This is a genomic window from Bradyrhizobium sp. CCBAU 53351 (genome assembly GCF_015291745.1).
Taxonomy (GTDB): Bacteria; Pseudomonadota; Alphaproteobacteria; order Rhizobiales; family Xanthobacteraceae; genus Bradyrhizobium.
The window spans coordinates 574,599-592,551 of record NZ_CP030059.1; the positions used below are offsets into that span (position 1 = coordinate 574,599).

The 17,953-nt window shown below is 65.0% G+C and carries 18 protein-coding genes; 10 read left to right on the forward strand and 8 right to left on the reverse strand.

Translation table 11 applies throughout. The features are described 5' to 3' along the window. Positions 1-15 precede the first annotated feature (15 nt). Together XH83_RS02710 and recQ are read left to right on the forward strand one after the other, a co-directional pair. Positions 16-762 (forward strand): polysaccharide deacetylase family protein, encoded by a 747-nt coding sequence (locus XH83_RS02710; protein ID WP_194405557.1) that lies wholly within the window; start codon positions 16-18, stop codon positions 760-762. 132 nt (positions 763-894) lie between these two features. Continuing rightward, positions 895-2,760 carry a DNA helicase RecQ gene (gene recQ / locus XH83_RS02715; RefSeq protein ID WP_194405558.1) on the forward strand — a complete coding sequence of 622 codons (1,866 nt, stop codon included), beginning with the start codon at positions 895-897 and terminating at the stop codon, positions 2,758-2,760. 138 nt (positions 2,761-2,898) lie between these two features. Here the strand turns inward: recQ and XH83_RS02720 are convergent, their stop codons facing one another. Further along, positions 2,899-3,915, reverse strand: a complete 1,017-nt coding sequence (locus tag XH83_RS02720) for a 1-aminocyclopropane-1-carboxylate deaminase (protein ID WP_194405559.1) — start codon at positions 3,913-3,915, stop codon at positions 2,899-2,901. A 158-nt stretch (positions 3,916-4,073) separates the two neighbouring features. Here XH83_RS02720 and XH83_RS02725 point away from each other — a divergent pair, with 158 nt between their 5' ends. Next, positions 4,074-4,538 (forward strand): Lrp/AsnC family transcriptional regulator, encoded by a 465-nt coding sequence (locus XH83_RS02725; RefSeq protein WP_194405560.1) that lies wholly within the window; start codon positions 4,074-4,076, stop codon positions 4,536-4,538. 66 nt (positions 4,539-4,604) lie between these two features. Further along, entirely contained in the window at positions 4,605-5,774 is a 1,170-nt protein-coding gene (locus XH83_RS02730; protein WP_194408143.1) for a PLP-dependent cysteine synthase family protein, read from the forward strand. Positions 5,775-5,780: 6 nt separating this feature from the next. Here the strand turns inward: XH83_RS02730 and XH83_RS02735 are convergent, their stop codons facing one another. Together XH83_RS02735 and XH83_RS02740 are read right to left on the reverse strand one after the other, a co-directional pair. After that, positions 5,781-7,364, reverse strand: a complete 1,584-nt coding sequence (locus XH83_RS02735; RefSeq protein ID WP_194405561.1) for a sensor domain-containing diguanylate cyclase — start codon at positions 7,362-7,364, stop codon at positions 5,781-5,783. Between the two features lie 234 nt (positions 7,365-7,598). Then, on the reverse strand, positions 7,599-8,471 hold the full coding sequence (locus XH83_RS02740; protein WP_194408144.1) for a hypothetical protein: 873 nt from the start codon (positions 8,469-8,471) through the stop codon (positions 7,599-7,601). 213 nt (positions 8,472-8,684) lie between these two features. Here XH83_RS02740 and XH83_RS02745 point away from each other — a divergent pair, with 213 nt between their 5' ends. Further along, entirely contained in the window at positions 8,685-8,930 is a 246-nt protein-coding gene (locus tag XH83_RS02745; RefSeq protein ID WP_194405562.1) for a hypothetical protein, read from the forward strand. Between the two features lie 6 nt (positions 8,931-8,936). Here XH83_RS02745 and XH83_RS02750 read toward each other — a convergent pair whose 3' ends face one another. Beyond that, positions 8,937-9,872, reverse strand: a complete 936-nt coding sequence (locus XH83_RS02750) for an alpha/beta hydrolase (RefSeq protein ID WP_194405563.1) — start codon at positions 9,870-9,872, stop codon at positions 8,937-8,939. A 132-nt stretch (positions 9,873-10,004) separates the two neighbouring features. On the opposite strand from XH83_RS02750, the gene XH83_RS02755 reads away from it, so the two are divergent. Further along, positions 10,005-10,892 (forward strand): branched-chain amino acid aminotransferase, encoded by an 888-nt coding sequence (locus XH83_RS02755; RefSeq protein ID WP_194405564.1) that lies wholly within the window; start codon positions 10,005-10,007, stop codon positions 10,890-10,892. Positions 10,893-10,997: 105 nt separating this feature from the next. Here the strand turns inward: XH83_RS02755 and XH83_RS02760 are convergent, their stop codons facing one another. Then, complete coding sequence (locus tag XH83_RS02760; protein ID WP_194405565.1) at positions 10,998-11,615, reverse strand: trans-aconitate 2-methyltransferase; 618 nt, start codon at positions 11,613-11,615, stop codon at positions 10,998-11,000. Between the two features lie 44 nt (positions 11,616-11,659). Further along, on the reverse strand, positions 11,660-12,250 hold the full coding sequence (gene phaR, locus XH83_RS02765; protein WP_194405566.1) for a polyhydroxyalkanoate synthesis repressor PhaR: 591 nt from the start codon (positions 12,248-12,250) through the stop codon (positions 11,660-11,662). A 317-nt stretch (positions 12,251-12,567) separates the two neighbouring features. On the opposite strand from phaR, the gene XH83_RS02770 reads away from it, so the two are divergent. From XH83_RS02770 to XH83_RS02780, 3 genes are all read left to right on the forward strand, one after another. Beyond that, complete coding sequence (locus XH83_RS02770; protein WP_194405567.1) at positions 12,568-13,746, forward strand: acetyl-CoA C-acetyltransferase; 1,179 nt, start codon at positions 12,568-12,570, stop codon at positions 13,744-13,746. A gap of 252 nt (positions 13,747-13,998) precedes the next feature. Next, entirely contained in the window at positions 13,999-14,724 is a 726-nt protein-coding gene (phbB, locus tag XH83_RS02775; protein ID WP_097666290.1) for an acetoacetyl-CoA reductase, read from the forward strand. 164 nt (positions 14,725-14,888) lie between these two features. After that, a complete protein-coding gene (locus XH83_RS02780) occupies positions 14,889-15,758 on the forward strand; it encodes a DMT family transporter (protein ID WP_194405568.1) in 870 nt (289 codons plus the stop codon). Between the two features lie 55 nt (positions 15,759-15,813). Here the strand turns inward: XH83_RS02780 and XH83_RS02785 are convergent, their stop codons facing one another. Both XH83_RS02785 and gloB read right to left on the reverse strand, forming a co-directional pair. Continuing rightward, complete coding sequence (locus XH83_RS02785; RefSeq protein ID WP_194405569.1) at positions 15,814-16,236, reverse strand: cupin domain-containing protein; 423 nt, start codon at positions 16,234-16,236, stop codon at positions 15,814-15,816. 50 nt (positions 16,237-16,286) lie between these two features. Next, positions 16,287-17,054: a hydroxyacylglutathione hydrolase gene (gene gloB, locus XH83_RS02790; RefSeq protein WP_194405570.1), complete on the reverse strand. Its 768-nt coding sequence runs from the start codon at positions 17,052-17,054 to the stop codon at positions 16,287-16,289. A gap of 108 nt (positions 17,055-17,162) precedes the next feature. On the opposite strand from gloB, the gene XH83_RS02795 reads away from it, so the two are divergent. Then, positions 17,163-17,906, forward strand: coding sequence for a methyltransferase domain-containing protein (locus tag XH83_RS02795; protein ID WP_194405571.1), 744 nt, complete (start codon positions 17,163-17,165; stop codon positions 17,904-17,906). The last annotated feature ends 47 nt before the right edge of the window (positions 17,907-17,953 follow it).

A 17,953-nucleotide genomic window follows, 5' to 3' on the forward strand; every position in this document is an offset into this window, starting at 1 on the left:
CGGGAAGCTTAGGTCGTGTGGTCGGCACTCCAGGGACGCGTGAGCAATCGGCTGGCCCGGCATTTCCGTGCCGCCCCGCATCGGCTGCCCACCTCGCATGCGCCGATCGTGAGCTTCACTTTCGATGACGCCCCCGACAGCGCAGCAGGGCAGGGCGCCGAACTTCTCGAACAGCATGGCGGCCGGGGCACGTTCTATCTCGCCGGCAGCCTGATCGGCCAGCCATCGGACCATTGGCATGGCTTGTCGGATGACGCGATCGTCCGGCTTCACCGCACCGGTCACGAGATCGCCTGCCATACCTTCTCGCACCAGAGCTCGGCCCACCTCGACGAGGGCGGCATGGCGCGCGAGATCGAGCGGAATCGCGCCTATTTTCGTGCGATAGATTCCTCGATCGCGCTGGAGAATTTCGCCTATCCCTATGGCATCGCCTCGGTCTGGCGCAAGCCGCAGCTTGCCAAGGTATTCCGTTCGGCGCGTGGCATCCTTCCCGGCGTCAATAGCGACGTCATCGATCTCCAGTTCCTGCGTGCCTCGCCCCTGATCGATCGCGAAATCGATCGCGCGGGCGTCGATCGCTATTTCGACGAGGCCGTCGCGAGCGGCGGCTGGCTGATCTTCTATGGACACGACGTCGCGGACGCGCCGAGCCCGTATGGCTGCACGCCGGACCTGATGCGTCATGCGCTGAAAGCGGCCGGAAAGCGCAATATGCCGATCGTGACGGTCGCAGAGGCGCTACGCAGGATTGGGGCGTAGTGTCGTCTTCACTTCTCCCCCTGTAAGGCGAGAGGGAGAGAGCCACGCCTCGGGAGCAAACGCCCTTGCCACGCACGCGCCAGCATGCGACTGGCCTTGTGACGAATCTCACCGCCTGGTTCCATCCCGCTCATGCCCGCTCCCTCCACCGCCCCGCTGCCTGCGCCGGCCAACGGCCGCGATGCGCTGTCGATGCTGCATTCGGTGTTCGGTCTGCCGGGTTTTCGCGGCGCGCAGGGAGAGATCGTCCGGCATGTCACCGAGGGCGGCAATTGCCTGGTGCTGATGCCGACCGGCGGCGGCAAGTCGCTGTGCTATCAACTTCCTTCCCTGCTGCGCGAAGGCTGCGGCATCGTGGTGTCGCCGTTGATCGCGTTGATGCGCGATCAGGTCGCCGGCCTGATCGAGGCCGGCGTCAATGCCGCCGCGCTGAATTCGTCACTGTCGTTCCAGGAGGCCTCCGACATAGAGCGCCGCCTGCTCGCGGGCGATCTCGATCTGCTCTATGTCGCGCCGGAACGCCTGGTCACGCCGCGCTGCCTGTCGCTGCTGGCGCAGGCGAAAGTGGCGCTGTTCGCGATCGACGAAGCGCATTGCGTTTCGCAATGGGGCCATGACTTCCGTCCCGAATATGTCGGCCTCTCCATCATCGCCGAGCGCTTTCCCGACGTGCCGCGCATCGCGCTGACCGCGACCGCTGACGATCTGACGCGCAAGGAGATCGTCGCGCGACTTCAGCTGGCGGATGCGCCGCAATTCGTCTCGAGCTTCGACCGGCCCAACATCCGCTACGAGATCGTCGACAAGCGCAACGCGGTGTCGCAGCTGAAGGAGTTCATCCGGGAGCGTCATGAGGGCGATGCCGGCGTGGTCTATTGCCTGTCCCGTAACCGGGTCGAGGAGGTCGCCGCCGCGCTTCAAGACGCCGGCATTGCAGCGCTGCCCTACCACGCCGGGCTCGACGGAGCGTTGCGCTCACGCAACCAGGACCGCTTTCTCAACGAGGACGGCATCGTCATCGTCGCGACCGTCGCGTTCGGCATGGGCATCGACAAGCCCGACGTGCGCTTCGTTGCCCATCTCGACCTGCCCAAGAGCATCGAGGCCTACTACCAGGAGACGGGCCGCGCCGGCCGCGACGGCAAGCCGTCGGCGGCCTGGATGGCCTATGGGCTCTCCGACATCGTGCAGCAGCGCCGCATGATCGACGAGTCCAGCGCCTCCGACGAGTTCAAGCGGATCTCGATCGGCAAGCTCGATGCGCTGGTCGGCCTTGCCGAAACGCCGCGCTGCCGGCGCCGGCGGCTGCTCGCCTATTTCGGCGAGGTCGTGATGGGCGAGAGCTGCGGCAATTGCGACAATTGCCTGACGCCGCCGAAGATGCGCGATGGCAAGGTGCTGGCGCAGAAGCTGTTGTCCTGCGTCTATCGCACTGGGCAGCGTTTTGGCGCGATGCATCTGATCGACGTGCTGATCGGACGCCTGACCGAGAAGGTGACGCAGTTCGGCCACGACAAATTGTCGGTGTTCGGCATCGGACGCGAGCTCAACGAAAAGCAGTGGCGCACCGTGCTGCGGCAGCTTGTGGCGATGGGCCATTTGCAGAGCGACAGCGAAGCCTATGGAGCGCTGAAGCTGACCGAGAGCGCGCGCGGCGTGCTGCGCGGCGAGACCGAAGTGTGGCTGCGCGAGGAAGCGCCCGGCACCCGCGTTCGCGCAAGCCGCGGCAAGTCCCGCCGCGGCGACCTTGCGCCTGCCGCCAATGCCCCGCAAGGCGATGTCGATCCCGAACTGCGCGCGCGGCTGCGCTCGTGGCGCTCGGAGATCGCCCGTGAGCGCGGCGTGCCGGCCTATGTCGTGCTGCACGATGCCACCATCGACGGCATCGTCCGGGCCTGGCCGACCACGCTCGACGAACTCCGCAACGTGCCGGGCATCGGCGACAAGAAGCTCGAGCATTACGGCGACGAACTGCTGCAGATCGTCAAGACGCGGTAGGCGCTATCGCAGATGCCGTAGCCCGGATGGAGCGAAGCGCAATCCGGGATCTCGCACATCAACGGCACCGTCCCGGATTACGCTACGTTCCATCCGGGCTACGAAGGTGCAGGAGGCGGCTATCGCCTCCCTTATGCCTCAGCCGTTGCGGAAGGCATACGCGTAGCCGTTCAGCGCCGGTGCGCCGCCGAGATGGGCGTACAGGATCTTTGCGCCCTTCTCGAAATAGCCCTTCTGCGCGAGGTCGATCAGGCCCTGCATCGACTTGCCCTCGTAGACGGGGTCGGTGATCATGCCTTCGAGACGCGCGCTGAGGCGGATGGCTTCCTTGGTCTCTTCCGACGGCACGCCATAGGCGGGATAGGCGTAGTCCTCGATCAGCACGACGTCGTCAGCCACGAGGTCCTTGCCGAGGTCGACGAGTTCAGCCGTGTTCTTCGCGATCTCGAGCACCTGCGACTTGGTCTGTGCGGGCGTGAAGGACGCATCGATGCCGATCACCTTGCGGGCGCGGCCGTCGGCGGCGAAGCCGACCAGCATGCCGGCATGGGTGGAGCCGGTCACGGTGCAGACGATGATGTAATCGAACTTGAAGCCGAGCTCGGCTTCCTGCTGGCGCACCTCTTCGGCGAAGCCGACATAGCCGAGCCCGCCATATTTGTGCACGGAGGCGCCGGCGGGAATCGCATAGGGCTTGCCGCCTGCGGCCTTCACTTCCTCGATCGCCTGCTCCCAGCTCTTGCGGATGCCGATGTCGAAGCCGTCGTCGACCAGGCGCACGTCGGCGCCCATGATGCGCGACAGCATGATGTTGCCGACGCGGTCATAGACGGCGTCCTCGTGCGGCACCCAGGCTTCCTGCACCAGGCGGCACTTCATGCCGATCTTGGCGGCGACCGCGGCGATCATGCGGGTGTGGTTCGACTGCACGCCGCCGATCGAAACCAGCGTGTCGGCGTTGGAGGCGATCGCATCGGGGATGATGTATTCGAGCTTGCGCAGCTTGTTGCCGCCATAGGCAAGGCCGGAATTGCAGTCCTCGCGCTTGGCATAGATCTCGACCTGGCCGCCGAGATGCTTTGACAGCCGCTCCAGCTTCTCGATGGGGGTTGGACCGAAGGTCAGCTTGTAGCGCGGAAATTTGTCGAGCTTCATGGGTCATCCCGATTGGCGTTGGTGCTGGCGGCTCCCTAGCATCGCCCCGGGAAAAGGTGCTCTCGAATTTTGCGCCAATGTTGCGCCTATTCTTGCGTCGAGGATAATATTGGCTCATGATTCTTCCATACTGACACTCTTTTGCGGAAGCTTCTTTCATGGCCGCCCGGCTCGATCGAACCGACCTTAAGATCCTGAGATTGCTGCAAAATAACGGTCGGCTCAGCAACGCCGAGCTGGCCGTCTCAGTCGCGATCAGCCCCGCCACCTGCCATCGCCGGACCCAGCGGCTGTTCGAGGACGGCTTCATCGCCGCCGTCCGCGCCATGGTTGCGCCGAAGAAGGTGGCCAAGGGCACGCTGGTGATGGTCGGCGTCGTGCTCGACCGCTCGACACCGGAGAGTTTCGCCACCTTCGAGCAGGCGATCGCCAGGCTGAAATTCGTGCTCGACTGCCACCTCGTCGCCGGCGACTTCGACTATTTCCTGAAGATCCGCGTCGGCGACATGGAGGATTTCAACCGCATCCACGGCGAGCAGCTCATCGCGCTGCCCGGCGTGCGGCAGACCCGCACCTTCTTCGTGATGAAGGAGGTCGTCGACAACGCGCCGCTGGAATTTTGAGCGGCGTGCACGAAGCGCCTCGTGCTAGATGGACGACAGTTTTCGAGGAATCGCCTGGTCATGCCGATGGAGCCGCTCCCCTTCCGCCACCACGATCCGGCCGGGCCGGCCTATCGCCGCGGCTGGGTCGATGAGGCCGTGGCCGCGATCGAGGCCGACCAGTGCCGCACCGCCGATACGCATCTGATCCGGCTGATCGTGCCGGCGCTGTCAGGCATCGACATCTATCTGAAGGACGAGTCTACCCATCCGACCGGCAGCCTGAAGCATCGCCTTGCGCGCTCGCTGTTTCTCTACGCGCTCTGCAACGGTCACATCCGCGAAGGCACGCCCGTGGTCGAGGCCTCGTCGGGATCGACCGCGGTGTCGGAGGCCTATTTCGCGCAGATGATCGGCGTCCCCTTCTACGCAGTGATGCCGCGCACGACGTCGGCGGAGAAGATCGCCGCGATCGAGCATTATGGCGGCAATTGCCATCTGATCGACGATGGCCGCGCGCTGTATGCGGAAGCCGCCGCGCTCGCCGCCCGTCTGAACGGCCATTACATGGACCAGTTCACCTTCGCCGAGCGGGCGACCGACTGGCGCGGCAACAACAACATCGCCGAATCGATCTTCACGCAGTTGCAGGGCGAGCGGCGCCCGCTGCCGGACTGGATCGTGATGGGCGCGGGCACCGGCGGCACCTCGGCGACCATCGGACGCTATTTGCGCTATCGCCAATATCCGACACGTCTGTGCGTTGCCGATGTCGAGCATTCCGCCTTCTTCGACTGCTTCCGCTCGCAGGACCGCTCCCATGTCTGCGATCGTCCGTCGCTGATCGAGGGGGTCGGCCGTCCCCGTTGCGAGCCGTCCTTCGTGCCCGGCGTGGTCGATCGCATGATGAAGATCCCGGATGCGGCCACGATCGCGGCGATGAACGTGCTGTCGCGCCGGCTGCGCCGCCCGGTGGGCGGCTCCACCGGCACCAATTTCCTCGCGCTGTGCCGGCTCGCCTCGGAGATGCGTCAGGCCAACGTTGTGGGATCGCTGGTGACGCTGATCTGCGATTCCGGCGAACGCTATCGGCAGACCTATTACGAGCCCGAATGGCTGAAGGCCCGCGGCCTCGATCCGGCGCCGTTCGAGGCCAAATTGTCGTCATTCCTCGCGACGGGCGAGCCGCTCGCGCTTGATCTCGACGACGTCGTCAATCCGCAGAGCGCGTTCGACGCTCCGGTGCCGCCGCAATAGTGTCGATCACTCCGCCGCCTTGCTTGCGGGCGCTGGTGGCACAAAGGCGATGCAGCGGTTGCGGCCCTCGGCCTTGGCCTGGTAGAGCGCCTGATCGGCGGCGCTCATCAGCGCGTCGATGCCGGACATGCTGACGGTCGCCTCCGCGATGCCCACACTGACGGTGACGCCGAATCGAATCTCGCCGGCGATGATCTGCGCGCTCATCACGCGTTTGCGGATGCGATCGGCGACTGTCCTCGCACGTGACAGGCTGGTTTCGGGCAGCAGCACGGCGAACTCCTCACCGCCGAGGCGGCCGACGAGGTCTGATTTGCGTTTGCCATCGAGACACGCGGCTGCAACCGCTCTGATCGCGGCATCGCCCACGGCATGGCCGTAGCGGTCGTTGACCGACTTGAAGTGGTCGATGTCGAGCATCAGCACCGAGACGGAGCGATAATAGCGCTGGAACCGGCTCCACTCCGCATCGAGGGATTCGAGGAAGTGGCGGCGATTGTAGAGGCCCGTAAGAGAGTCGGTGGTCGCGAGCGTCTCCAGCATCGCGGCCTTTTGCGTGAGGTCGGTGATGTCGACATAGGTCAGCATGCGGCCGCCATTCGACATCGTGGTGCAATGGGCCCTGATGCGCCTTCCGTCCGGCGTCTGCAGGTCGCGCACATGGTCGCCGGCCTTGACCTCGGCGACCCGCCTGGCAGGAAATTTTGTCAGCTCGTTTGCCGGAAGGTCCGGAGCGCTCGCGCGATGGACCCGGCTCACCAGTGATGCATAGGTCGGTCGGCTCGCCGCCTCCTGCTCGCTCACATCCCAGAACCGGCGCATCCGCCTGTTCATGAAGCTTGCGTTGAGATCGCGATCGAGCAGCAGCACGCCGTCCTCGACATTCTCGAGCGCGTCGCGCAGCAGCTTCAGCTCGTCGGAATAGCGCACGATGTCGGTGACTGGCGTATAGGTCAGCATTCGCCCGCCGTCGGGCAGTGGCGTGCACTGCATCCGCACGACGTCACCCTTGGTGCGGCGCAGATCGAGCGGCGAGGCGTCACCCGCCTGGACGTGACGGACCCGCTCTGCGACGTAAGCTTCAAGTTCAGCCGGCGGAATCTCGTAAGCAAGTGTGTCGCGGCCGTGATGCATCAGGGTCACGAATGACGGATTGCTGTTGGCGACCTCGTCCGGCAATAGCCACATCTCCCGGAAGGCACGGTTGATCAACTTCGCACGGAGATTGGCATCCAGCAGAACAATGCCGAGCGGGACGAAATCAAGTGCTGCGCGAAGTGCGAGCATCTGCCCGCGCATCAGCGCATCGGACGAGCGCCTTCGCTCCTCGCCGGCGAGGGACTCGACATTGCTCGGCTCCTCGAAAGCGACCCCGACCTGACGGTCCGATCGCCAGACCACGCGACAGGTCAGGACCTCGCGCCCCGCCAGCCGAAGCTGGAAGCGCTCGGGCACGCCGAGGCCGCTCTCCATCTCGAGCGTCGCCGCCTCGTCGGTCAGCCGTCGCACGACGCAATCGATCGTCGACTGGCCGAAATTGAAGAAGATTTTCCCAGCAAGTAGCGTCCGTTCCGGGACCAGATGGGACATTCGCAGCCTCCCGCGTGACTCCGGCCCAGTCTGTCGCAAGCATATTGCCGAGAGGTAACCGGATGGGCGCGGCGGCCATAAGACCGACCGGCAGTCCTTGGCCGGGAGAAGCCACCACGGGGGTCCGAAAGCCCTGCGAAAGTCCCTCATCGTCAAGGCCGGGCCAGTGCGACCGCCCTGGGATGCCGGAACAAGCGGTAGATTGGCTTTACCAGCTGTCCACCATGATCACAGTCAATTGCGCACGGCGTAAAGCGGCGTTCGCAAGGTCACTTGGTAGGCCGGCTTCGGCGTCCAGGCGATCTGCGCGGTGACGCCGAACAGGCGGTTGTCATTGTCATCCATGCGGTCGAGGTCGAGCCGCAGGATGGGCTGCGTGAAGGACTCGGCCAGCGTTCGGCCGGCGAGCTGCGCGCCGCCGAACGACTGCATGCCGAGGCGGCCCGTGAACTTCCAGTTGCTCGGCCATTGGTAATAGCCGCCGGCATAGAGGATCGTGTTCGGCCGGATGCTGGCGAACGGGCTGGCGATGGTGGTGTAGGTATGTTGCATGCCGGCCAGCCAGCCCCGCGTCTCGTCTTCGTCCAGCGCGTAGTCGAATTCCAGAATGTTGTTGAGCGAGTTCGTCATGCCCTGATCGTTCGGCACCGATTGGGTCAGGGTCGATTGCAGCGTGATGGTCGGAATCGATCCGCCGTCCTGCCGGTGGAGGTCGGCCTGCACGCCGATGTTCCAGCTCGTGACGTCGAACGTCGACCAGCCGCCGCCGATGTCGGTCGTCGAGCCCGACACGCCGCCGTAGAGCGAGACGCGGTCGTTGACGTCGACGGTCAGCGGCAGGTCGACGGCAATGGACTTCGCGGCCGGCAGACCGTTCGGCAGCGTTGCGCCTCGGCGCACCGCCAGGGCTTCGAGCGCGGCCGACAGCGACGTGGTGCCGAAACCGAGCCCGAGCGTGCCGGCCGGAATCGACGCATAGGTCGTGCGCAGATCGAGATAGATGTTCGGGATCGCAGGTTTCGCCGGTTCGTCGTCCTCATCTTCGGCAGAGAAGGCGGCGCTGGCCGACAGCATCACGCAGGCCAGTCCCATCGCGACGGCGCGCAAGGTCGGACGACGCGATGGGCGGTGAGGGGACACGTGACAATCCGACGCGTGGAAGGCGGTGGCGAAATCGCGTGCTAGATGGAACGTGATCGTTCGTGTGGTCAAGCGATATCGGCGAGCGATGGACGGCACGGACGTCCGCGGCTACTCTGCGAGAATTGCACGACAGGTTCGCCCGCCAGACTGCAGGCCGGACAATGGAGGACGACAGCCATGACCACGTCACGCCGCATCCTGCTCGCCGGAATGGCCGGGCTTGCCGTCGCTCCGGCCGCAAGGGCAGCCACCCCCGTGCCGATGCGCGATGACACGACGGTTGCCGAAGAACGGTTTGCGCGCATGATTGCCGCCGCGCATGCGCCCGACGTGACTTGCGCCTGGCAGGCGGAGCGTTATGCGGACATGCATTGGCCTGACTATGTCACGGCAGCCAGGGCCGTGCTCGACGCGCGCGTGTGATTCGCGCTACTTCGCCACCGCTCGGCGCACCTGCTCGCCGATCTGCGAGAGCACGAGCTGCGCCTGCGGCAGGATCGCGCCCATGGCGTGGAAATTGTGAACCATGCCGTCGTGGCAGACATGCTCGACGGCGACGCCGGCAGTGAGCAGCTTGCGGGCATAGGCATTGCCCTCGTCGCGCATCGGGTCGTACTCGGCCGTGTGGATGATCGCGGTCGGCAGGCCCGTGAGCCGTGTGGCGCGCAGGGGCGACACGCGCGGGTCGGCCGTGTCGATACCGTCAGGCAGGTAGTCGGACAGATCGGCTTCGATCGTGACCCGATCGATCAGATGGCCCTCGGCGAAGGCCTCACGTGAGGGCGAGGTCTCCTCGAAGTCCAGCACCGGGCAGATCAGGCATTGCGCGGCGATGGCAAGGCCGGCGGTCTGCGCCGCCTCCTGGCATACGATCGCAGCGAGCGTTGCACCGGCGGAATCGCCGCCGACCACCAGGCGGTCCGCATCGATGCCGAGCGATGCCGCCTCGCGCGCGATCCATTCGGTGGCGGCGATGGCGTCGTCGACCGCGGCAGGAAATCGGTGCTCCGGCGCGAGCCGGTAATCGACGGAAACCAGGCGGCAGCCGGTGGCATGCGCCAGCGCGGCCGCGATGCGATCATGCGTGGCGATGCTGCCGGCGACGAGGCCGCCGCCATGGAAGAATACGAAGCCGGGTGCAAGCTCGCCGGCATTTGCTGGCGTGTAGAGACGATAGGGCAGCTCGCCGGCGCGGCCGGGCAGCACGCCGTCGCGTGTCGTCACGTCAGGCGCATCAGCGCGCGCGAACTGCATCAGCTTGGCCAGCGATTGCCGCCGCGCCTCCACGCTCGGCCGGCTTCGCGCCGGCGGCGCAGCCGCAGCCATCATGGTCAACAAGCGCTTTGCGAGCGGATCGAGCGGCATGGCGAACTCCGTATCATTGCCCGCATTATAGCCTGTTTGGCTTGTCTGCCCTCCAGCAGAGGGTGCCAATCGGGCAGCAAATCGTTTAGAAATTGGGACAATAGTGGCCGGATATTCCAAGGGAGGCCGGATATGGCCGAAATCAAGAAGCCGATCGAATATTCGCCGAGCTGGACCTTCTTCGAGGGCAAATGGCACGACGGCAACGTGCCGATCATGGGCCCGCGCACGCATGCGGCCTGGCTCGGGTCGGTGGTGTTCGACGGTGCCCGCGCCTTCGAGGGCGTCGCGCCCGATCTCGACCGTCACGTCGCGCGCGCCAATCAATCTGCGATCAATTTCGGCCTGAAGCCGGTGGTCGATACCGGCACCTGGCTGACGCTGGCAAATGAAGGCATTGCTCGCTTTGCGGCGAATGCCGAGCTCTATGTCCGTCCGATGTATTGGGCGCAGAACGGCGCGGGCGGCGGCGTGCTGTTCGACCCCGAGACCACCAATTGGTGCCTGTGCATCTACGAGGCGCCGATGCCAAAGCCGGTCGGCAACGCCATCACCCTGTCGCCGTTCCGCAGGCCGACTGCCGAATGCGCGCCGGTCGAGGCGAAAGCGGCCTGCCTCTATCCGAACAATTCGCGCGCGCTCGCGGAAGCTGCCTCGCGCGGCTTCCAGAACGCGCTGATGCTCGACATGCTCGGCAACGTCGCGGAATTCGGCAATTCAAACGTGTTCATGGCGAGGGACGGCGTGGTCTATACGCCGGTGCCCAACGGCACCTTCCTCAACGGCATCACGCGCCAGCGCGTCATCAGCCTGCTGCGCGGCGACGGCGTCAATGTGGTCGAGAAGACGTTGCGCTATGCCGACTTCCTGGCCGCGGACGAGATCTTCTCCACCGGCAATTTCGCCAAGGTCGCCCCGGTGATCCGCATCGACGAGCGCGAGCTGAAGCCGGGCCCGTTCTACACAAGAGCGCGAAAGCTCTATTGGGACTTTGCTCATGCAGTGAAGCTGGCGGCGTGATCGGGGCTTCTCAGTCGTCATGCCCGGGCTTGTCCCGGGCATCCACGTTCTTCCTCGCACGCCGTCACGCATGGATGGCCGGGACAAGCCCGGCCATGACGGGATCTATCCGCGTCGCCGAAACCGGCTGAACTGAAACGCCTGCGTCGAATCCCAGGGCGTATGATGCGTCTCGCGGCGCGTCTCGATCAGCGCGAAGTCCGGCCCGAGCTCTGCGAGAAGGCTGGCGCTGTCATGGCGCTGCACCGGCAGGCCGCTGCACTTCTCCGGACCATCGGGTGCGAACGTCGCGATGATGACATGGCCGCCGGGGGCAACCGCGGACCGCAGGCGCTCGACATAAGCCGTCCTGTCCTGCGGATCGGTCAGAAAGTGAAATGCGGCGCGGTCGTGCCAGATCTGGTAGGTCTTCGGCGGCCGCCACGTCGTGGCGTCGGCGACGATCCAATCGACACGTGATGCGGTGTCGCCGAGCCGTTTCTTGGCTGCGTCAAGCGCGTGGGCAGAGAGATCCAGGACGGCGACGTCGCGATATCCGTCCTGCAATAGCGCATCGACCAGACGCGAGGCGCCGCCGCCGATATCGATGATGGCAGTCTCGCGATCGGGATCGGCTGCCCTTATCATCGCGAGCGAGGTCGAGGGGCTGGTCTGAAACCAGCTGACCTCGGTCTCGCCCTTGGTGGCGTAGCCGTTGTCCCAATGGGAGCTTCGGTCGGACATGGCGCATCCTCCGGCTCACCTGGGGCGCCGGGGCATAGAAAGGATTATTCGTCCTTCTTCGACATCCGCTCCAGGCGTTCCTGCATTTCCTTCATCTGCTGGCGCAAATCGTCGATATTGCTGTCCTTCGGCGCTTCTGCGGTCGCATCGGTCTCCGTCTCTGCAGTGGCCCCCGGGCGCGGCGGGACGAAGGGCTTGAACATCGAGAAGGTCTGCTGGAACAGCTCCATGTTGCGACGGACTTGTTCCTCCAAAGGAGCAAAAGGAGTGCCGGACAGGGTATTGGCGATCTGCTTGCGGAACTTCTCCTGCTCCTGGGTCAAGGTCGCGATCGACTGCTCCAGATATTTCGGCACCACCATCTGCATGCTGTCGCCGTAGAAGCGGATCAGCTGGCGCAGGAAGGTGGTCGGGAGCAGGTTCTGGCCGGCCTTGTTCTCCTGCTCGAAGATGATCTGGGCGAGCACGGAGCGGGTGATGTCGTCGCCGGTCTTGGCGTCATAGACCAGGAAATCCTCACCATCCTTGACCATCGCGGCGAGGTCTTCCAGCGTCACATAGGTGCTCGTTCCGGTGTTATAGAGCCGGCGGTTCGCGTATTTTTTGATGGTGGTGGGTTGGTCTGATTTCGCCATGGGCTCTCACTTGCAAGCGCGGAGAACGGGAACCCGACGGGCCATGCCGCAGGGCGGGAAGAGTACGCAACGCAACAAAATAAGCATTTTCAAAGGGGTCACGCTACCGTTTTGTGCGGCACGGTTAATCGCGGAGCAAAATCTTGCTTGCGAAAGCGCCAAGAACGCTATTTTGAATGCGCTGCGGCATGAATTCGGTCGCCGGCCGATTGACATGCCTCAACGACGTTAACAGGATGGCTGACGAGACTGGCGAGCCGTTTCCCTAAAGCCCCGCCTGCCCCTTTCAAAGAAACCTCAAGCCTCAGGAGATGCCCATGTCAGACGATGTCGTCATCGTCAGCGCCGCCCGCACCCCGGTCGGAAGCTTCAACGGCGCGTTCGCGACCCTTCCCGCCCACGATCTCGGCGCTATCGCCATCAAGGCCGCGCTGGAGCGCGGTGGCATCGAGCCCGGCCGGGTCTCCGAGGTCATCATGGGACAGATCCTGACCGCCGCCCAGGGCCAGAACCCGGCCCGTCAGGCCTCGATCGGCGCCGGCATCCCGGTGGAGAGCCCGGCCTGGGGCGTGAACCAGCTTTGCGGCTCGGGCCTGCGCACGGTCGCACTCGGCTACCAGGCGCTGCTCAACGGCGATTCCGAAATCGTGGTTGCTGGCGGCCAGGAGTCCATGAGCATGGCCCCGCACGCCCAATATCTGCGTGGCGGCGTCAAGATGGGACCCGTCGAGTTCGTCGACACCATGATCAAGGACGGTCTGTGGGATGCCTTCAACGGCTACCACATGGGCAACACCGCCGAGAACGTCGCGCGGCAGTGGCAGATCACCCGCGCCCAGCAGGACGAGTTTGCGGTCGCCTCGCAGCAGAAGGCCGAGGCGGCGCAGAAGGCCGGCAAGTTCAACGACGAGATCGTTCCCGTCACCATCAAGACCCGCAAGGGCGACGTCGTCGTCAGCGCCGATGAATATCCGCGTCATGGCGCAACGCTCGAGGCGATGGCCAAGCTCCGTCCCGCTTTCGAGAAGGAAGGCACTGTTACCGCGGGATCTGCATCCGGCATCAATGACGGCGCCGCCGCCGTGGTGCTGATGACCGCCAAGCAGGCGGCCAAGGAAGGCAAGAAGCCGCTCGCGCGTATCGTGTCCTGGGCGCAGGCCGGTGTCGATCCGAAGATCATGGGCTCGGGCCCGATCCCGGCGTCGCGCGCCGCGCTGAAGAAGGCCGGCTGGAATGTCGGCGATCTCGATCTGATCGAGGCCAACGAAGCCTTCGCGGCCCAGGCCTGTGCCGTCAACAAGGACCTCGGCTGGGACACCTCCAAGGTCAACGTCAATGGCGGCGCGATCGCGATCGGCCATCCGGTCGGCGCGTCCGGCGCGCGCGTGCTGGTGACGCTGCTGCACGAAATGCAGAAGCGCGATTCCAAGAAGGGTCTCGCCACGCTGTGCATCGGCGGCGGCATGGGCATCGCGATGTGCATCGCGCGCGACTGACGATAGCTGACGTGCAGCTGACGCGCGGTGTGCGCGTGCGCTGCACACGTCGGTGAGTGCGTTGCACGCGACTAAAAAGGCAGCGGTTGCAAATCAAATATTCTTCGCAATCGCGCAGGCCTCGACTAAATCAAACGCCCGGCTCAACGCCGGGCGTTTTGTTCTTGATGTCCGTCAAACCAACCGCATAATCCCACGTTAAAAAACGATCACTCCAGAAACGTCCGAAGAGTCCAAGGGAAGGAATACGACATGGCACGTGTTGCATTGGTCACGGGTGGTACGCGGGGCATTGGTGCTGCGATCAGCAAGGCACTGAAGGCGGCTGGCTACAAGGTCGCGGCGAGCTACGCCGGCAACGACGCGGCGGCGGAGAAGTTCAAGGCCGAGACCGGCATCGCCGTCTACAAATGGGACGTCAGCAGCTTCGACGCCTGTGCCGAAGGCGTGAAGAAGGTCGAGGCCGATCTCGGGCCGATCGAGGTGCTCGTCAACAATGCCGGCATCACCCGCGACACCGCCTTCCACAAGATGACGCTCGAGCAGTGGAACGCCGTCATCAACACCAATCTCGGTTCGCTGTTCAACATGACGCGCCAGGTCATCGAGGGCATGCGTGCGCGCAAGTTCGGCCGCATCATCTCGATCTCGTCGATCAACGGACAGAAGGGGCAGTTCGGTCAGGTCAACTATTCCGCGGCGAAGGCCGGCGATATCGGTTTCACCAAGGCGCTCGCGCTGGAGAATGCCAAGGGTGGCATCACCGTGAACGCGATCTGCCCCGGCTACATCAACACCGAAATGGTGCAGGCGGTGCCGAAGGACGTTCTGGAGAAGAACGTGATCCCGCAGATCCCGGCCAACCGGCTCGGCGAACCCGAAGAGATCGCGCGCGCGGTCGTGTTCCTCGCGGCCGACGAGTCCGGTTTCATCACCGGCTCGACGCTCACCGTCAACGGCGGCCAATACATGGTGTGATGCGATCGCATCACGCCGGCTGATATTTTGCACATCGGCGTGCCCGGGCTTGTCCCGGGCATCATGCCCTGTCATTCCGGGGCGCCGCGAGAGCGGCGAACCCGGAAACTCGAGATTCCGGGTCTGGCGCTACGCGCCATCCCGGAATGACGAGGCCTTCCAAGATGACTCCCCGCACCGCCACGCTGATCGGATTGACCGCGATCCTGATGTGGTCGCTGCTCTCGGTGATGACGGTGGCGACCGGAACGATCCCGGCGTTTCAGCTCGCGGCCATGACCTTCGCGATCGGCGGCCTCGTCGGCCTGCTCACCTGGATCGGCCGCGGCGATGCCGCGAAAAGCCTGCGTCAGCCGCTCGTCGTCTGGGTCGTCGGCGTCGGCGGCCTGTTCGGCTATCACGCGCTGTATTTCCTCGCGCTCCGCTTCGCGCCGCCGGCCGAAGCCGGTCTTCTGAACTACATGTGGCCGCTCTTGATCGTGCTGTTCTCCTCGTTCCTGCCCGGCGAGCGGCTCGCTTTGCATCACATCGTCGGCGCCGTGCTCGGCCTCGTCGGCACCGTGCTGCTGTTCGCCGGCAACACCAGCGGATTTGCACCGGGGGCGGTGCCGGGACTGATCGCAGCCTTCATTGCCGCGTTCGTCTGGGCGGCCTATTCGGTGCTGTCGCGCCGGCTGAAAGCGGTGCCGACGGATGCCGTCGCGGGCTTCTGCCTTGCCACCGCAGCGCTGGCCGCGCTGATGCACGGTTTGCTTGAAACCACGGTGTGGCCGGAGACCATTTTGCAATGGCTTTCGGTTCTCGCCCTCGGCATCGGTCCCGTCGGGGCGGCCTTCTACGCCTGGGACATCGGCATGAAGCGTGGCGACATCCGCGTGCTCGGCGCCGCCTCCTACGCGACGCCGCTGCTCTCGACCGGCTTCCTCATCGCCGCCGGCTTTGCCAAGGCCAGCGCCAACATCGCCATCGCCGCGATTCTGATTGCCGGCGGCGGCCTGATCGCGGCGAAGGACATGGTGCTGAGGAAGAGGTGATCGTCATTCCGGGCGCGCCGCTTGCGCGCGGCGTCCCGGAATGACGGTGTAGGCGCTACGGCTCCCAGCCCTTCGGTGCGAGCTCGAAGCCTGCGAACTCGAAGGCGGGCGCCACGGTGCAGCCGACCAGGGTCCACTCGCCCGTGGTCTCAGCCATCTGCCAGGCCTGCTCCGGCACGATCGCCTGCGGCCGCTCGCCGCCGGCGAGATCGGTGCCGAGCCGCACTTCGTGCCGCGAGCAGCCGTCATGGGCGATGCGCAGCATCAGGGGGCTGCCCGCATAATAATGCCAGGTCTCGACCGCATCGACGCGATGCCAGTGCGAGCGTTCGCCGCGTGCGAGCAGGAAGTAGATCAGGGTCGAGCGCGACCGGCCGTTGGCGTCCGTGGCCTGGTCACGAAACGTCTCGCGATAATGGCCGCCCTCGGGATGCGGCCGCAGTTCAAGGCGAGCGATGATCTCGGCTGCGGTCGGCATCGATCCCCGTCAGGTCTATGCTTCAGGACTTGCGCGTCAGGATTTATGCGTCAGGATTTGTTCTTGCGCTCGCGCAGCTCGCCGAACACTGCGGCGGCATCCGCGCCCTTCATGTGCAGCCTGGCTGCGACCGACGGTTCGTCGGCGCGCAGGAACACATTGGCCCGCTTCTCCTCGCCAAGCAGTGTCGGAATGGTCGGCCTGTTCTCGGCGCGGAGCTTCGTCACCTCCGCCGCGCGCGCCTGCAGCGCCGCATTGTCGGGATCGACGGTGAGCGCGAACTTGACGTTGGAGGCCGTGTATTCGTGGCCGCAATAGAGCTTGAAGTCGTCGGGCAGGGCGCGCAGCTTCAGGAGGGAATCCCACATCATGGGGTAGGTGCCCTCGAACACGCGTCCGCAGCCGATCGAGAACAGCGTGTCGGCGGCGAACACCGTCTTCTCGGTGTCGAACACGTAGGAGATGTGGTCGAGCGTGTGGCCGGGCGTCTCCAGAACGCGCGCCAGCAGATTGCCGATCTTGACCACGTCGGCATTGGCGACGCGCAGGTCGACATTGGCGATGGCGGTGGTCTTGTCGTGCGGCGCGACGACGCGGCAATTGTATTTCCGCTTGAGTTCGGCGACTCCGCCGACATGATCGCCGTGATGATGGGTGATCAGGATGTCGGTGAGCTGCCAACCCTCGCGCTCCAGCGCCTGGACGATCGGGCCAGCCTCGGGCGCGTCGATCGACGCCGTTGCCTTGGTTTCCACATCGTGGATCAGATAACCGAAATTGTCGTTTAAACAGGTGAAAGTACGAATTTCGGCGGCCATGTCATCTCCATCGCGCTCAGCCCCGCCAGACAAATATGGCGTTAACGTTGCACAGGCAATGCAATATTCCGCGCGCAGGCGCGGCCTTACGCATGTTACATTGCCGTCATGACCATCGACGTCGTCGACCTCCGCGAGTTCTATTCCCGTCGCCTCGGCATTGTGGCGCGTCAAATGATCAATCGCGGCATCAGGGAGCGCTGGCCGGGCGCGGAGGGCCAGCGCGTGCTCGGCCTCGGCTATCCCACGCCCTATCTGGGGTTGTTCCGCGAAGACGCCGAGCGCTGCATCGCCTTCATGCCGGCGGCCCAGGGCGTCCTGAAATGGCCGACGGGGCGGCCGGCGCTGGCCTCGCTGGTCGACGAATTCTCGCTGCCGCTGCCCGACGCCGCGGTCGACCGCATCCTGCTGATCCATGCGCTGGAAATGTCGGACGATCCGGCCGCGCTGCTGCGCGAGGTGTGGCGCGTGCTGTCGCCCTCGGGCCGCGTGATCGCGGTGATCCCGAACCGGCGTGGGGTGTGGACCCGCACCGACAGCACGCCGTTCGGTCACGGCCGGCCCTATTCGCGCTCGCAGATCACCGACCTGTTGCGCCAGACCTGGTTCACGCCGACCGCCTGGGGCGAGGCGTTGTTCATGCCGCCCTATGCCGGTGGCTGGGTGCTGAAATCCGCACAGATGTGGGAGCGCGCCGGTGCGGCGCTGTCGCTGCCCTTTGCCGGCGTGCACATCGTCGAGGCCACCAAGCAGGTCTATCGTGCGATCCCCGCCAAACGCGAGCGGGCGCGGCTGATTCCCTCGCTCGCCAAGCCCGTGCTGGTGCCGTCCTCGACGGTGACGCGCAGCTGAAAAAAATCGTCCCGGCGAGGCCGGGACGATTGCAGTTCACAAACTCA

Excerpts from the sequence above, each read along its gene's own strand:
- recQ (WP_194405558.1), top strand. The coding sequence starts at position 895 with ATGCCCGCTCCCTCCACCGCCCCGCTGCCTGCGCCGGCCAACGGCCGC.
- XH83_RS02720 (WP_194405559.1), bottom strand. The coding sequence starts at position 3,915 with ATGAAGCTCGACAAATTTCCGCGCTACAAGCTGACCTTCGGTCCAACC.
- XH83_RS02725 (WP_194405560.1), top strand. The coding sequence starts at position 4,074 with ATGGCCGCCCGGCTCGATCGAACCGACCTTAAGATCCTGAGATTGCTG.
- XH83_RS02730 (WP_194408143.1), top strand. The coding sequence starts at position 4,605 with ATGGAGCCGCTCCCCTTCCGCCACCACGATCCGGCCGGGCCGGCCTAT.
- XH83_RS02735 (WP_194405561.1), bottom strand. The coding sequence starts at position 7,364 with ATGTCCCATCTGGTCCCGGAACGGACGCTACTTGCTGGGAAAATCTTC.
- XH83_RS02745 (WP_194405562.1), top strand. The coding sequence starts at position 8,685 with ATGACCACGTCACGCCGCATCCTGCTCGCCGGAATGGCCGGGCTTGCC.
- XH83_RS02750 (WP_194405563.1), bottom strand. The coding sequence starts at position 9,872 with ATGCCGCTCGATCCGCTCGCAAAGCGCTTGTTGACCATGATGGCTGCG.
- XH83_RS02755 (WP_194405564.1), top strand. The coding sequence starts at position 10,005 with ATGGCCGAAATCAAGAAGCCGATCGAATATTCGCCGAGCTGGACCTTC.
- XH83_RS02760 (WP_194405565.1), bottom strand. The coding sequence starts at position 11,615 with ATGTCCGACCGAAGCTCCCATTGGGACAACGGCTACGCCACCAAGGGC.
- phaR (WP_194405566.1), bottom strand. The coding sequence starts at position 12,250 with ATGGCGAAATCAGACCAACCCACCACCATCAAAAAATACGCGAACCGC.
- XH83_RS02770 (WP_194405567.1), top strand. The coding sequence starts at position 12,568 with ATGTCAGACGATGTCGTCATCGTCAGCGCCGCCCGCACCCCGGTCGGA.
- phbB (WP_097666290.1), top strand. The coding sequence starts at position 13,999 with ATGGCACGTGTTGCATTGGTCACGGGTGGTACGCGGGGCATTGGTGCT.
- XH83_RS02780 (WP_194405568.1), top strand. The coding sequence starts at position 14,889 with ATGACTCCCCGCACCGCCACGCTGATCGGATTGACCGCGATCCTGATG.
- XH83_RS02785 (WP_194405569.1), bottom strand. The coding sequence starts at position 16,236 with ATGCCGACCGCAGCCGAGATCATCGCTCGCCTTGAACTGCGGCCGCAT.
- gloB (WP_194405570.1), bottom strand. The coding sequence starts at position 17,054 with ATGGCCGCCGAAATTCGTACTTTCACCTGTTTAAACGACAATTTCGGT.
- XH83_RS02795 (WP_194405571.1), top strand. The coding sequence starts at position 17,163 with ATGACCATCGACGTCGTCGACCTCCGCGAGTTCTATTCCCGTCGCCTC.